At 63.3% G+C, this 15432-nt stretch carries 13 protein-coding genes; 2 read left to right on the top strand and 11 right to left on the bottom strand.

Annotated elements, in window-relative coordinates; genetic code table 11:
• The 11 genes from HZS55_RS08015 to HZS55_RS07965 form a co-directional block, all read right to left on the bottom strand.
• The gene (locus HZS55_RS08015; RefSeq protein WP_246308388.1) at positions 1-1407 is read right to left on the bottom strand and encodes a hypothetical protein; all 1407 of its coding nucleotides are present in this window, start codon (positions 1405-1407) and stop codon (positions 1-3) included.
• Positions 1400-2245: a hypothetical protein gene (locus HZS55_RS08010; protein ID WP_179911169.1), complete on the bottom strand. Its 846-nt coding sequence runs from the start codon at positions 2243-2245 to the stop codon at positions 1400-1402. Before HZS55_RS08010 ends, HZS55_RS08015 begins: the two co-directional genes overlap by 8 nt.
• Complete coding sequence (locus HZS55_RS08005) at positions 2242-3984, bottom strand: hypothetical protein (RefSeq protein ID WP_179911168.1); 1743 nt, start codon at positions 3982-3984, stop codon at positions 2242-2244. The genes HZS55_RS08010 and HZS55_RS08005 overlap by 4 nt, the downstream gene beginning before the upstream one ends.
• Positions 3972-4391: a hypothetical protein gene (locus HZS55_RS08000; protein WP_179911167.1), complete on the bottom strand. Its 420-nt coding sequence runs from the start codon at positions 4389-4391 to the stop codon at positions 3972-3974. Before HZS55_RS08000 ends, HZS55_RS08005 begins: the two co-directional genes overlap by 13 nt.
• A gap of 418 nt (positions 4392-4809) precedes the next feature.
• Positions 4810-5259: an SWIM zinc finger family protein gene (locus tag HZS55_RS07995; RefSeq protein WP_179911166.1), complete on the bottom strand. Its 450-nt coding sequence runs from the start codon at positions 5257-5259 to the stop codon at positions 4810-4812.
• A gap of 69 nt (positions 5260-5328) precedes the next feature.
• Entirely contained in the window at positions 5329-5478 is a 150-nt protein-coding gene (locus HZS55_RS07990; RefSeq protein WP_179911165.1) for a hypothetical protein, read from the bottom strand.
• Positions 5475-6416 carry a transcription initiation factor IIB gene (locus HZS55_RS07985; protein ID WP_179911164.1) on the bottom strand — a complete coding sequence of 314 codons (942 nt, stop codon included), beginning with the start codon at positions 6414-6416 and terminating at the stop codon, positions 5475-5477. The genes HZS55_RS07990 and HZS55_RS07985 overlap by 4 nt, the downstream gene beginning before the upstream one ends.
• A 428-nt stretch (positions 6417-6844) precedes the next feature.
• Positions 6845-7309 carry an HVO_A0114 family putative DNA-binding protein gene (locus HZS55_RS07980; protein WP_179911163.1) on the bottom strand — a complete coding sequence of 155 codons (465 nt, stop codon included), beginning with the start codon at positions 7307-7309 and terminating at the stop codon, positions 6845-6847.
• On the bottom strand, positions 7293-7598 hold the full coding sequence (locus tag HZS55_RS07975) for a toxin-antitoxin system TumE family protein (RefSeq protein WP_179911162.1): 306 nt from the start codon (positions 7596-7598) through the stop codon (positions 7293-7295). The genes HZS55_RS07980 and HZS55_RS07975 overlap by 17 nt, the downstream gene beginning before the upstream one ends.
• 457 nt (positions 7599-8055) lie before the next feature.
• Positions 8056-8397: a type II toxin-antitoxin system PemK/MazF family toxin gene (locus tag HZS55_RS07970; protein WP_179911161.1), complete on the bottom strand. Its 342-nt coding sequence runs from the start codon at positions 8395-8397 to the stop codon at positions 8056-8058.
• Positions 8394-8753 carry a MarR family transcriptional regulator gene (locus HZS55_RS07965; RefSeq protein WP_179911160.1) on the bottom strand — a complete coding sequence of 120 codons (360 nt, stop codon included), beginning with the start codon at positions 8751-8753 and terminating at the stop codon, positions 8394-8396. Before HZS55_RS07965 ends, HZS55_RS07970 begins: the two co-directional genes overlap by 4 nt.
• Positions 8754-9670: 917 nt before the next feature.
• Between HZS55_RS07965 and HZS55_RS07960 the strand changes: the two genes are divergently transcribed.
• A complete protein-coding gene (locus HZS55_RS07960) occupies positions 9671-9907 on the top strand; it encodes an HTH domain-containing protein (RefSeq protein WP_179911159.1) in 237 nt (78 codons plus the stop codon).
• 266 nt (positions 9908-10173) lie between these two features.
• Positions 10174-15429 carry a VWA domain-containing protein gene (locus HZS55_RS07955; RefSeq protein WP_179911158.1) on the top strand — a complete coding sequence of 1752 codons (5256 nt, stop codon included), beginning with the start codon at positions 10174-10176 and terminating at the stop codon, positions 15427-15429.
• The last annotated feature ends 3 nt before the right edge of the window (positions 15430-15432 follow it).

The raw sequence follows: 15432 nt of genomic DNA, 5'->3' as shown, positions 1-15432 counted from the left end.
TTAGCGAATGTAGCGTGGCTCGTCGTCGATTGCAGCACGGTCCTGATCTGCCTGCGACCGGTCGCCCGTTCGGGCCGGATCGCGCAGCGCCTCGAACGCCGCGTCGCGACTGTTGGTCTCGGCCGCATCGCCGCTGGTCGTGTCGTCGCTGGTTGCGTCGTCACTACTTGCGGTGTCACTGGTTGGGGCTGTCGAACGGTTCGCGGCCCCGCCGTCGGGACGGGTCTCCGTGTTCGCGGACCGCTGGAGTGTCCCACGGAGTCGCGATCCGGTGTCGTTGAGCCGGGACCCCGCCGCGTGGGCCCGGGACCGTCCGGAGTCGAACACGACCTGCCCGTCCGGCTGGATCGCTGCCTGGCCGCGGGCTCCACGAACGAAGTTACGTCCGCCGTGGGCCGCGGACTCACCGAGATCGCGTGTCTTCCCGAATCGTGATCGGGCACGGCGCGACGACGCGTGATGGGAGGCGCTCTGTGCCATGAAAAAGATCGAGCCGGCCTGCCAGAACAGGACGAACGGTGAGACGATCGCGACGATTGGGATGACGAGAGCAGCAAGCCAAGTCGTTAATCCATGCGTTGAAAACCCGAAATTTTGCCCAAGAATTTGAGCCAGTTGGAACAAGAACGCAACGGGAACCGGCATGAACAGGAATGGGACATAGAATCCAGCCAAGCGTTTCATAAAGTTCGAGACGAGAGAGAATGGTCCGACTCCAGGAATCCATAAGGCGATTAGAACCGGCATCAGCAGTGTGAAGAGATACAATACGACAATTCGAATGAAGTAGATAGCAATTACTAGGCACAGGAGGAAAAAATCAACAGAGAGTACAATCGCAGTCGTAAGAGCGCCGACTGAACCAAAGGAGATGGTTTTGAATAGAGATATTTGTGAAAGGTCAGGCGCGATAAAAATTGCTAGTTCGTTCATGAATTGGCGTGCGAAGGCATCCATCCACCACCAAGATAGGATACCAAGTAATCCAGTGAAGGAACGCCTCTTGAGCTTAGTTTTGTGATAGCTGCTGAAGAGATAACTAGTTGATTCGAGAAATATTACGAGTCCGATAGAAAGGGTCCACAGCAATAGCGATAGAGGGATGATTTGGTCCCAATAGTAGACATACAGATCTGGCCAAGAGCTATTGGACGGTGCATTAAACACCGAGTTTGGATGAGGTGTCCCAACGATGATGGAAACAATATCATTACCATACGTTTCAATAAGTTCTCTAAATGGGTTGAAGAGGACCCGCAGCGCTTCTTTGATTGCCCAGACGATCGTGTCACCAAGAGCACCGCCACCGCCGCTCTCGTCCCCACTCTGAGCGTGAGCAATTCCGACTATAGGCTGAATTGCAATGCAGAGGAAAACCCCGGATATCCATTTTATTCGCTCATTCATCTTTCTCAGAAGTCCGTTCCACGCGATTCACTGAGATGTCGCTACAGGTACTCGCAAAGTTGGCACTAATTCTTTCACCTGTGAGAGTGGCTCTGAGCTGTTTCTCTGCATTCGAACCGATTCCTGACAGAACGAGAATCGAAAGCTCTACTCTTTGATTGTCACACTGATCCTCATTAGTCAGAAGGAATGGCGAATCCATTCCCAAAAGTTCCGAATCACTACCCGGTTCTAAGATTACGTCATTCTTGGATTCTGGTTTATCCAAATTCTGGAGTGGAACGGTCTTAGCGTAGTTATTTGTAGGAATATGATTTGCATCTCTGTTTAACGCATTCTCATACCCGACGTAGTAGACCCACGTCGGGCCGGTCCCAGTATTCTCGACTGTAACGAGGAGGTTCGCCCGGTTAGACGGAGTAGGACGCCCACCAGAGTACGGCTCGATATCCGTGATCTTTAGCGTGGGCTCCAGCGAAAGCGTCTTCGAAGCGACCTCGTCTCCGTCAGCGATGGCAACGAGCGAATGCTCACCAGGGGTATAGTGCCAGCCCCGCCGATAATCGAAGAGGCCCAGCTCTGCTGAGGTCGCCCCGGTTGCAACGTCGGTCGACCGAAAGCGGCTCCCGGACGGACCGATCAAGTTGAGCTTCGTCACTTCGTGATCCTCGCGGAGGTCAACCACGAGCGACGCGCCCGACACCGAGGTCCCCTGAATGGGCCCACTCCCACCAACACCGCCAACGGGACCGAGACTCGAACAGCCGGCAATACCCGCTGTCGCGAGGGCGAGGCCACGTTTCAGCACTCGCCGTCGTGACTGCTGCTCGCCCGTCATAGTCCCCTCCATGGCGGCCAGATAGACATGCCTGTGATCCGGTCGATGAAGAACACGGCCAGCAGAAACAGGCCGACCGGGATCCCGGCCCGATACAGGTATCGAACGGCGGTCAGCACCGTTCCGTCGACGCTGGCTGCATCGGAATCGCCCACGTAGGAGGTCGGCCGCAGCCACCAGTCCCACGGCTCGAACCGGGCGCTGATCGCACCGGCTGGCCGGGCGACCGTCGTCGTGACGGTACCGTCGCGGTCGGTCTGGACTCGCTCGCCGGCGACCCGGACGTGCCCCTCGGTGTCCGTCGTTCGGATCGGTGTTCCAGTCTGTGCGTCCCGGAGGGTGATCCGGACGGTCGCCGTTCGTGCCGTCGTGTTCAGTACCGTCAGCGTGAGATTGCTGCGGTGGATGGTGATCTCGGTGAAATACTGCGGGTCGAGGTCCCACTGCGTGCCGCGCACGAGCCCGGCGATTGTCAGGTCGTCCATGGTCGCGTTGGGACTCTCGAACCGCGTCACGAGGCTGTGGCTCGCCGTGTAGGGCTGTTCGAGCACGTCCAGTCGGATGGTCGGGGGCAACGTCGGTGGCCGGCGTTGGGGCCCGCTGACAGCCTGCAGGGAGACGCGCTCGGCCGGCGCGACGGTCGGCCCCGGCTTGAACGGATACGCCGAGATCCGCAAGGGATGCACCGGCGAATGTGAGACGTTCACGCCACTGGCTGTCGCGGTCACCAGCCGGTCCCAGCCCGGGTCGCGGGCCGAATAGAACCGCCAGACGCCGTTGACGCGCCCGGTCGGCAGCCGGTAGCCCAACCAGGGGTTGGTCTTCCTGATCAGCAGCCCCAGGTCACCGTCGGGGTAGCGCGCGTACGCCCCGCGGGCCAGCAGCGCGTAGGCCCTGACGTCGACCGCGTCGGTCACGGTGAGCGTCTCGTTGACCGTCGTCGTGTTCGTCTCCCATCGCGTACACGTGACTGTGCGCTCATCGCCCGCAGTGCTGTTGCCCACGGTCCGGTTCGCACACCACCTGCGATCCCGCGTGAGCGAGGCCGAGATGTTCGCCCGGACTGCCAGCGTGTGGCTCGCCCCGCGGTCGCCCCTGAGGTCGTAGTCGAACCGCTGGACGTGACCGCCGCCGGCTGTGGCCTCGCGGTCGCCGTCGACGAACAGCGTCGTGTCGGTGACGGTGTGGCTCGCGAGCGCCCAGGTGATCGTCTCCCACCGGGTGTCCGAATCCTCGGGCACGGGGACCCGGTAGTCGAGTGTCGCGAACAGCTGGCCCTGTTTGGCGACGTATCGCGGCTGGCGCTCCGGGGTGAGCCGGACCCGCGTCGACGGCTGGACCGTGAAGATCTCGACGTAGGCATCGCGGACGACCGTCCCGTCGGTCGGGCTGGCACTGGCCGGATACGCCGACGTGTCGACGCCGGTCGATGGGAACGTCGCGAGTTGGTCGCGATTCCACTTGGCGACCGCCGCCGGTGGTCGGTTGAACGGGATGTCCGTCGTCGTGGCGAGCGACCGGGCGGCCGACCCGCTTCGGTTGCGCAGCGTCGACCGGTGTATCGAGTCGTCGTCCCGCGACCACAGCGCGGGATCGGTGTCGTGGTGGTCGGTCACGTTCGGTGCCGTCGCCGCTATCTCGGTCGGGTGGGCGACCGATTGGGTCGCCACCAGCGCGCTCACGGCGAGCAGCGTGGCGACGGCGCCGCCGAGCCCGACCGACCAGCTCAGAGGCTGCAACTGGCCCCACCCGCCACGACGGACGTGAGCAGGAACTGCAGGATGGTTCCCCCGAGCGGAGCCGCGATGACGCCCCAGACGATGGCCTGCCCGCGCATCGATTTCAGTTCCTTCTTCGTGTCCGCGCGCCGGAACACCGGCAGCGCCACCGTCGCACCGAGGGCGACGAGGCCGCCGACGAGCGGGCCGCCGAACTGGATGAGCGTGAAGAGATTTCGGATCGTGTCGGCCATGGTCGTGTTACAGAAGGAACTCCCGATGCCCGACCCGCTCGCCGTCACCGTCTGGGCGGCCGCTGGCTCGACCGCGAGGAGGACGAGTCCGCCGAGGACGATTGCTAGCGTCGAGCGATCCCCCCAATAGGTCCGCGTCGTCTCGTGGTCCTGTTCGCCTGGCTCGTCCTGCACACCGTTTGGATTCATGGCTCGAGTGTTGTCACTCACCGCCCCCAGATCCCCCCTGAAGGGCGAGCGGTGACTGCGTTCACTCACAGATCCACAAAGCATGTCGTAAATATCTTGTTTCTTGTTTGCATTTTAGTCAGGAATGACATCGGCATAGACATGAAAAACTCAGTGGATCGAACGGAGTGGAGTGGAGGTGTCGGCTGGACCGATGCCGCTGAGATGACACACAGCAGGGCGGTTCGGGTCCCACGATCACGGTCGTGCCTGTCGGCCGCCCCAGGGCGGCCGGGAGCGGAGGGTGGGGTGGTGAGTCGCGGGTGGCCGGCATCGTCCCCCAGAACAGCCGTGTTCGTGTCCGCCGCTTCCCAGCCATCGATGACTCGCCGCAAAGCGGAAAGGAAGGCCCCCCGTTGGCGACCTACGACTCGGGGAGGTCTTTCCGCCCGGTGCGGACACAGTCCCAGCAGGGAAACTCGCCGAGACACTCCGCGCAAGCCTCGCCGTCGTCCATTGGGCCATCGTGCGTTGGCCCGCTGCCGGCGTCGTCGGACTCCCGGTCGGCGACCCGTCCACCGTCCGCGGCCACGGACTGGCTGGTCTCGTTTGCCGTGACGGCCTCGAGGATCGGCCGCCGGATCGCGACGGCGACGCGGTGTTTGCAGGCGCCCGCGTAGCTGTCGTCGGCCGGGCACTCACACGCCGTCGGGAGGCCGTCGTCGACGGTGACGCGATACTCGTGGTCGCTGGGGTCGGGGTGGCTGCCGTTTCGGACGACGACACTGTCGTCGGCGAGTGTGAACTCGAAGGCTTCGTACTGGGCGCGCTTTGCGACACGGGTCGGGAAGGTTAGTTGTTCGAGCGGGTGCATCGTCTCCGAGCGCCCGTCACTGGGCGCCCCGCCCCTCCGGGGCGCCGACAACCACGGCGTGCGGTGGGATTACCCGACTTCGTAGGTCGCGATGCCCCCGTGGCCGCAGGTCGGGCACCGCTCACAGCCGGCGTCGACGGCCTCGCCACAGCGGCGACACTCGTGGACGCGTTTGGGGCGGTCGGCCAGCAGTCGGTCGTGGAGCCAGCCGTGGATCATCGGGCCCACGCCTCCCGGTCGGCCTCGATGGTATCGCGATGTGCGCGGACTGTGTTCGGTGTGACATCGGCTTCGCTCGCCAGATCCTGCTGGACGATGTCCACGCCGTGATCCCGACAGGCGACGGCGAGCGAGCCCGCGGCGAACCCCGCCGGGTGCGTCCCGAGACTCTCGCCGGCCGCCCAGGCGCGCTCGGCGAGGGCGCGGGCGTGTGACTCCGTTTCTGTGGGCACGTCCATCGCCGAGGCCAGCGCCGGGATGAACGCCCGCGGGCGCTGCGGTGGGGCTGGGAGGCCGAGATCGTCGTTGAGTACGTCGTAGGCGTTGGTGACCTTCCCCCGGGCACACTGGGCGACCGATGCAACCTCGCCCAGGGTCCGCGTGGCCGCCGTGCAGCGACACACCGCGTAGACGGCCGCCGCGGCGAAGGCTTCGATGGACCGGCCGCGGAGCAGGTCGGCCTGCTGGGCGCTCCGGAAGAGCGCACTCGCCTGCTCGCGGTCGTCGTGGTCGAGCCCGAGCGCCCCGACGAGGCGGGCGATCTCCGTACAGCCGTGGGCGAGGTTGCGTTCGGCCTTCGAGCGCCACTTCGCGCGGGTGTGCTCGCGGCGCAATCGGGCGAGCTGGCGCTGTTTCCGGCCGGAGAGGGCGTTGCCGTTGCCGTCGGTCGAGTAGCCGATCTTCGTCGAGAGGCCCCGGTCGTGGCGCGCTTCGGTCAGCGGCGCGCCCGTCCGTCGCCGGTCGGTGTCGTCCTCGTCGAAGGTGCGCGGCCCGCGTCGGTCGACGCGACAGGCCTCGACGACGAGGCCGCAGTCGGTACACCGGGTCTCGCCGCCGTCGGTTCTGAGTCGGCCGGCACATTCCGGGCAGTCGTCGGCCGGGATCGGTTCGTCGGGCTGTTCGTCGAACGTCCGCTGGTAGGGATCTATCGTCGCCATCTGAACTCAGCGCGAGGCGAGTCTGGTGCCCCCCGCACCCCTCTCGGGGGAAACAAAATCACCGAGTGTCGCACACCGAATTTCTAGTGAATGCAAGGGGCGACGCAGCAACCTCCGAGCTGTAGACCGTCACCGCAGTGTCTCCCCAAGCCCGGTGACTCCGGGCGCCAGCTCGGCGCAGACACGCTGGTCGAAGGGACTGTCGACTAACTGATTCGCGTCTCCAAGCACGTCGGCGTAGCTGTCGGTCGTGGTCTGGGTGGGTCCGAGGAGGGCCACATCGCCCGGACTGTCGGGTCTGTCTGCGAGAGACGTGGCTCTAACGGTGGGTCAGCCGCGGCGCTTCGAGCAGGACCGGAACCGAACGAAACTGCCGGACAACGTCGCCGCCAGCCCATTCGGTGCGCCTGCCACAACCACGGGCCGTATCACACCGAAGCAGCCGACTCTGAGTGGTCGCCACGCGGCAGCCCGAACTCGACTTCGATCCGGACGGTATCGTAGGGAACGTAGGGCTTCTTGGCGCGCCCGTCCGTCTCGAAGTGGATGATGTCGTACTCGGCGAGCAGATGGAGGTCGTCGTGGACGTCGTGTACGTCGCGAGAGAGACGGCTAGCGAGAGCACGGATACTCTCGGGCGGCTGTTCCATCACCGCTTCGAGGAGCTCCATCCGTCGGTCGGTCAGTAACTCGCGGAGTCGGGACCGGTCTTCGAAGTTCACGACGTGCGGGACCGCCTCACCTGCCTCCCAGCGGTCGGCGCGCTCGACGGCCGCTGCTTGGGCCTGTTCTGACGGGAGTGACGTGATTCGAAGGGTCGAGGGATACTCGACTTCGTCCGCGTCGGGCGTGAATTCCTCGTGCGTGGGTTCGGCGTCAGTGTCGTTGGGCATAGATGTCATCCACCTCGTTCCGGAAGTCCTCAACCAAGTCGGCGAGGCCCGTGAACTCCAGGGCCTCGATATCGCCATCGGGTGGGTGCCGATGATGGCGGCCGATATCGGGGTGGTGTGGCGCGTTGTCGAACCGGAGGAGTGTGTCACCTTCAGCGCTGGTGTACTGAAAGCTGTATTTGAGCCCCTCCGGGAAGTCCTCGCTCACCGGGACCTGCCACGCAACCAGCTCGTACTCGCTGCCATCCGGCTTCTCACCGTGGTCCCGGTACAGCTCCGTCGCGGGCATCGTCTCCGTACTGTTGGGATACGACCCCAACAGTGTTAAGCGTTCCTCCGGTTGGATTCAGGGCCACGTCGATCGACGCGACAGGCCTCGACAAGGAGCCCACACTCTCGACAGCAGGTTTCGCCGCCGTCCGTTCGGAGTCGGCCGTCGCACTTGGGGCAGCCGTCGGCTGGGAACGATCTGTCGAGCTGTTCGTCGAAGCCGCGTCGGTAGGGAGCTGTCGTCGCCATCGGGAGTCAGCACAGGGCGAGTCTGTCTTGCCCCCCGCACCCCTCTCGGGGGTGACAAACCCGACCGTCGCGAGACGCCGAATTTCGAGTGCATCGCGACTGGCTACGCGACAAGCCATCGTTTATCGACGAGTAACGCAACAGTATCGAGGACCCATCCGTGCGAGTGTAGCGCCGGCTCGCTGTCGCTAGGACGCCCGTCGATAGACTGGAACCAGTTCAGGAGATCAGTTTTCGGGTAGTGGTTCGAGATAGGTGCCAAGCGCATCCACGACAGTGTTGACGAAGGCCGATTCAACTCGGCCTTGGCGTCGGACGATCGCGGCGTGCTTCGGCGAGGCCACCGTCCATGGCGAAGCATAGCTCTGTCGAGGCATCCCACCCTCGATCCAACCGGCGTCGTCGAGCGGAATGCCCTCGTCGTGAGGCGTCGTCGTCAGTGTGACTGTCATATACTCCTCGTCGCCGAACGGGTGGCTATCGTTGTTTAGGATCAACCACGGCCGTGGATTTTCGCCTGACTTGAACGGATCTGGCCCCCAGACCACATCGCCGCGCTGGTAGCTCATTCGGGGTCCTCGTCGTCGACGGCGTGTTTTAGCCACTCGTCCATGTCTTCCTCACCGAAACGGTCGTTCGCGGCTCGGGTACTTTCGGACAGACTCGCGTACGCGGCCACCTCGTCGGCCTCACCGATAGCCCAGTAGTTCCCTTTGTGACGGACGAGTCCGCGGTCTTCGAGACGGGAGAGGACGACGCTAATGCTGCCGGCTTTCACGTCGGTCTCGTCGCGGATCTCGCTCTGCGTGAACGCTTGGTCAGGGTGAGTAGCGAGGAACCGCATCACCCGATCGGCGTTCGTCACCCCGCTGTGCTGGAGGTGGTCCTCCGAGGAAGATTCGAACGTCTCGATGTCGATGGGCATATGTATTTTCTTGTCGCTAAATGTATTAGGTGTATCGGCGTATTTCCTGCCGTGGTCAGCAGTGGTCCTCCGACGGATCTGCTCCGGTGTCCTCTGCGTGTTTTGAGGAGCTAACTGTTGGTATCGATCGGCCGTACTGTTCGTCGAAGCCACGTCGGTAGGAATTTGTCGTCACCATCTGAACTCAGCGCGAGGCGAGTCTGGTGCCCCCCGCACCCCTCTCGGGGGCGACAAACCGACCGTCGCGACACACCGGATTTCGAGTGCATCGTGACGGCCTGTCGGTCGGCGGAGGCTGGACTGATGGATACGTAGTCGAAACGAAGTGGATGGCTTCATTGCCTCCGAAGCGGGTAGGTAGTAGCCCGGATCCAACAGAAAGTACCTGTCGCCAAATCCTATCGGTTCCACTACCACGTGTGAAGGACTGGAGTCAGTGTCGGCAGCCACCACAGACCAGGGTGTCATAGAACGCTCGGCACACCCATCTTCTGACGTCCCGAGTCGCTCAATGCAGAGCAAAAACACATCGCTCAAAACAGTTTGCGTGACCTTCGGAAGCCGATTACTGAAGTGCGAGGAGAAAGCCTCGCCGTGAACGGCGAGGCTTTCTCCTCGCACTTCAGTAATATCCGATACATATCATCAGAACCACGAACGAACCGGATTAAATGTTGGGAACCGCCCGAGAGTGGTGCTCGGACGACACCGGCGTGTCGTCGATGCGCAGGTTTCGGGAGAGACTACCGCAACGCAGGGACGACGGCGGCAATCCCGACCAGCAGGGCCAGCAGCGCGACACCCGATAGGCCGCGCGGTGGGCGTCGACCACGAGGACGACCGTCGCGGTCGGGTCGACGGCCGTCCACGCCTTCCTTCGTAGGAACCCATAAGGGTCGAGCGACCCAACTATCGGTATGGTCGACCCCGGCCGCGAGACCCAGTACACCGAGTCGGACGTGATCGAGGTGTTCCGCGACCGTACCGACTACGCGGAGCCGCTCACCGCGAGCGAAGTGGCCGAGGTGCTGGGCTGTTCGCGCCGCACCGCCCTCAACCGACTCCACGACCTCCAGGACGAGACCGACGTGACCAGCAAGAAGGTCGGCGGCCGCAGCCGCGTCTGGTGGATCCCCGTCCGGATGGACGAGTAGCGACGCGCGACTCCGTTGTATTTTCCCCGCCGACTCGGATGCGCCCGGCCGGTGTGCGGTGTTCTCAGGCCGCCGGAGTACGCGGTACGCCGGGACGGGTCGGCAGTCTCGATCCTTGCGCTCTGCTGGCGACGTGTCGACACAGTCGCCAGATAGTGTCGTGGAGCGGTGCGACCGTTCGTCGGATTCGGTGAACGTATTGAAACTATCGGCAAGTATGTCCAGCTCGAAAGTAATTATGAATGACTGATAAGTCTGCGGTGACAATGGGGCCACTGGGCCGAATCGGGGCACTGGGGTGTGTCCTCATGCTGGTGATGGCAGCGATTCCCCCCGTTGTGGGTGGTACGACCGGATCTGCGGCGATCGGGAACGCGGGCAACGAGGCGACGCTCGCCGGCGCGGGCAACGTTCCGTCGGGGCCGCCGGCCGCGCTGAAAGCCGAGGCCGCGGCGGCGATCGACAACGCGAGCGTCGAGAAGCAACGCTTCGCCTCGGCACGTGACCGTGCCTACGACCGAATCAACGGGACGCTGAACGACTATCGCGATCCCGTGCGGCTGGCGTCGATGCAGTCGTTCACCGACGACGCGGTCGGCGTGCAGGCGCTGGCGAAACTCGCTCGTTCGGAAGCGAACGTAACCGCGTTACGGGCGAGTCGCTACGTCGCCGTCGCGGACAACCGGACGACCTATCGGACGATCCTCGACGCGCGGCGAGCGCTGAACCAGACCGAGGGCGAACTGGAGAATCGGGGAGTGCGCCGGAGCGCTGAGGCGCACTTCGACAACGCCCAACGGCAGTTCGACCGCGCACAGCGCCGACTCGACCGCGCGAACAGGTCGGACGGGCGGCAAGCGATCAGTCAGTACGCACAAGCGATCCGGGCGCTGCGGACGAGCTGGCAGCAAGCACAGCAATCGCTCCATATGATCGATCGGGAGGTTGACCCCAGCGTGGCGATCGTCAATCGCGCAGACCCGATCCGCAACGGTTCGGAGGATGTGAATCGAAGCGTGGGGGTGCGGTTCTCGGATCCGCGACCGTGGACGCTCGGCAATCTCACCGTGTACGTCGACGGCGAACGGCGCCGCTCACAGCCGGTCGACCGGCTGGGTAACGGACCGATGGAGAACCGGACGGTCGGCGTGCCCGTACGGCTCTCGGAACGGGTGGCGAACGTCACCGTCGCCGTCACCGATAGCGACGTGAAGCCCGGCACGAGCGGAACCGGTGGCCAGACGGTGCGGGCGACTGCGACGCTGTTGCTCGACGGCGACGGCCTCAGCGAGTCGACCGAGGCGGCGCTGGGTACCGACCCGCTCGATCCCGACAGTGACTCGACCGAAACCGACCGCGACGAGAGCGACGACGGCGTGATCGACGGCCACGCGGACTTCGACCGCGACGGCCTCGGCACGCTCTCGGAGTTCGACCTGGGGACCGACCCGCTCGTGGCCGACACGGACGACGACGGATTGCGCGATGGCATCGAGCAGTTGTTCCTGCCGACTGACCCGCTCAATCCGGACACCGACGACGACGGCACGCTCGACGGTGCCGAGGATCGGGACGGCGACTCGCTGACGACGGCCGAGGAAATCGACGCCGGGAGTTCTCCGTTCCGCGCCGACACGGACGGTGACGGGTTGGCCGACCTCGCAGAGGTGAACGGTGAGACCAACGTCACCGATCCCGACACGGACGACGACGGCCTGCTCGACGGCGTGGAGGGTACCGAGCCGTTCGAGACGGACCCGCTCGATCCGGACACCGACGGCGACGGCGTCCTCGACGGCAACGAGACGTTCACGACGACGACCGGCAACGAGTCGCTCGGCGTCTCCATCGACGTGACCGGCGAGGGCAACGTCGCGGGTACGACGACGATCCGGCAGGGCGACCAGGGGCAGTTCGACACGCCGCAGGTCGCGAACATCACCGCGACGCCGGTCGTCAGCATCCAGTCCCAGCGCGACTTCGAACGGGCGAACATCACGTTCTCCTACGAGGAGTCTGCACTGCCGCGACACAACGAGTCGCGGCTCGGTGTCTTCCGCTGGAACGATACCGTTCAGGGCTTCGTTCCCGTCAACTCGACGGTCGATACGGACGAGAACACCGTGTCGGCGGAGACGAGCCACTTTTCGCAGTACGCCGTCCTCGACGTGGCCCGGTGGAAAGACACGTTCACGACGGTTCCGCAACCGAATCGAGGAGGGGGCGAGGAGACGAACGACAGTGCAGTCAAGTCGCTCGACGTCGTGTTCGTGCTCGACTCGTCGGGGTCGATGGACGGCACCGATCCGCAGGACTTGCGCGCGACTGCGGCAAAGCGTTTCGTCAGCGCCCTCATCGACGGTGACCGGGCGGCTGTCGTCGACTTCGATTCGTCCGCACGAGTGCGGGCGCCGCTGACGACGAACCGGGACACGGTTAACCAGAGCATCGACGCGCTGAATCAGGTCGGCGGCACGAACATCGAAGCCGGGCTGGAGACAGCCCTCGACGAGTTCGAGACCAACAGCAACGAGACGCGGCGGAAAGTCGCCGTGTTACTGACCGACGGGCAGGACTACGGAAACGCTGACGACATCCGCCAAGTCGCCCGAGACGCCGATGATCGCGACATCACGATCAACGCGATCGGCTTTAGCAACGCCAACGCCGCCCTCCTGCAGTACGTCGCCAATACGACCGACGGGTCGTCGTACTTCGCCGATAACGCGAGTCAACTCCCCCGCGTGTTCTCTCGCGTGGCGGCCAACACCACTGGCGGCACGGACTCCGACGGCGACGGCCTGACCGACGCGACCGAACGCTCGGGATTCACCGACGAGACGCTCCCGGTGTCGGTCGTCCCCTTCTCGACGGACCCGAACGACGCCCAGACCGACGCCGACGGGCTCGCCGACGGTGCGGAGGTCGGGTCGATCGTCCACCGGTCGGTCGCGTTCACCATCGTCACCGACGGCGAGCCGTTCACCCAGCGGCTCTCTGGCGGCAACTGGCAGATCCACAGTAACCCGACGAAAGTCGACACCGACGACGACGGGCTGACCGACGACACGGAGACAGAGGGCTGGACGGTCCCGACGATCAACCGCAGCGGGCAGGCGTATCGCTACGCGACCAACGAGGCCAACGGCTCGGTCCACGTCGACTCGAACCCGCGCAAGAAAGACTCCGACGGCGACGTGGTCACCGATCGCGCCGAGAAGTTCCGCGCCCACACCGACCCCAGCGGTGACGTGCGGTACGCCATCGCCGGGACGCTGGCGACGCGGCCGGTCCAGCTGGACGACACGCGGGACCACGACCAGGACGGGTTCCCCGACCGCCAGGAGTTCCAGGGCATTCCCACCCAGGTCGACGGGGAGTTCGTGAAGTTCGAGACCGACCCGCTGAACCCCGACACCGACGGCGACGAGTTGCACGAATCCGCGGAGTTCCGGTCGATGACCACGGTCCGGCGAGACGTCGGACCGACGGGTGTCCAGCGGGATATCTTCCCGCTGATTAGTGACCCGACCGAGACGGATTCGGACGGGGATCGACTCAGCGATTTAGAAGAGCGGACGATTGGGACCGACCCATTATCTAACGACACCGACGAAGACGGACTCACCGATTCGTACGATGAGCGGCCGTTAATCGATGACACCCCACCAGCCGTAAAGTTCCTCTTGACCACGCGGCGTGAAGGGCGCATTAAAGTTGTCGACGATTCGAAAGTCACTGTCGACGGCGTGGAGGCCAACCCGTACTACGAAGGCGTCGGTTGGAGTCCGTCTCGAGCGACCGTCGCGTGGGCACAGCAGGGTGCGCAGGACCGACCAGAATATCCGAATTACTACGGATACGATTTCGAGTCGATTAGCGGGGGCGCACTCGGACTTGCTGACCAGTATCCAGATAGACACTGGGTAAACGTCACCAACCAGAACGGGACTTCAGCGAGGTACCTGATCAACCATCGCAAGGCCGGGTCGAGTTTTGTCTCAAGAACCGCATACAGCCTCGGAAGACAACTGATAACGCTACCCGACGTACAATCGAAGCCGATCTCGTCAACTGCTGGAGTCCTCCTGATCTCGACAGGATACATCCTCGAAAACAGGATGGTCGTCGACATCTCACGACCTAGTGAACAGAGCCGTGAGTACTCTGTCCCGCTCTCGGATGTCGTCGAACGATACAACGACACGGAGTTTGGCGACCTCGTCCTTCCACGAGGCGAGTACGGCGACTCGAACCGCATCGAGACCGGCCGCGGGTGGGAGTTCATCGACGCGACCGACGACGACGTGACGCTGGAGAACATCGGGCGAGCGCTCGAACCGGACAACGCCATCGGCGTCACGCTGCCCGAATCTGACGACTCCGGTTCGTCGCTCAACGTCGGCGTCGGCATCGCTGGACCCGTCGACGACCCCGAACTCGTCTTCGTCGTCATCGTCGGCGATACGATCCTGCGGGCGACTGCACAGGACCTGCAGGGCATCGACAGTCAAAGCGAACTCGACGCTGCACGGGAGTTCCTCCACGACGACGCCTCCGAGACGACCAAGCGCGTGATGACCGACGGTGGGCTAGAGGACGAGGAGCATCCCAGCGCGCTGGTCGAAGCGCTCGATGATCCAGATGTTAGTGAGAGCGACATCGACGCTGCCGTCGAGACGATCGAGTCGCTCAACCAGGAGGAGATGGCCTGGGACATCGTCGAGGAAGCGCCTGCGCCGGCCGTCGAGTTCTTCGCGGATATTCACGAATCTGAGTTACAAGGATTCTTCCCACAGGCAGACTCACTCAGTCAGGTTGCCGAGTTCATCGAAGCGCTCGATGGTGACGCTGCGGAGGTCATCCGAGAAGCAAGAACTGGCCATTACGGGAGTCTCTTGCGTATGAGCGGCAGTGAATTAGAAATCCTCGGCGAGATCGTAGTTGACGGCGAACTACGCGGTGACGACAAGCTCGCTAGTGACGATATCACGCCCGCCGAGATACACGACATCTCCGGGGAGACAGACTTGACGAAGATTGAACTAATCGCAAAGGATCCCGATGGCCGAGTCGTATACCTGACGCCGGATCGGTGGCAGCACATCGTGGACAGACACGTCGAAGGGACGGAAACCAACAAGAAGGCAGACGAAACAACCTTCTTCCCAACTGGAAAGTCAGTAAGGAGTCGTGATGCAAGGCCGGCGGCTGACCTCCCTGATACGATGAGCGAACATGATGTGAAACAATTAGTCAGAGAAGCCATCGAACGAACACAGAGCTCAGGTGGGAGCTATATCGTCGAAGCAACGTGGAGTCACTACGGGATCTCGGAACTGCAAATCAATACAGATGGGGATGTTATTACGACTGCGTATCCGAATAACGGCCCTGATGTGAGGCGATGGAATCGCGTCAAGGAACGGTGGGAACGATGGAATGGAAACGAGTGGACCAAGTGGAGTCAACCCTATGGGTCTAGAACACAGTACAATCTCACACTCGATATAGCGTTATAATCC

The organism is Halosimplex rubrum (genome assembly GCF_013415885.1).
Classification (GTDB): domain Archaea; phylum Halobacteriota; class Halobacteria; order Halobacteriales; family Haloarculaceae; genus Halosimplex; species Halosimplex rubrum.
This window is presented reverse-complemented; position numbering and strand designations above follow the sequence as displayed.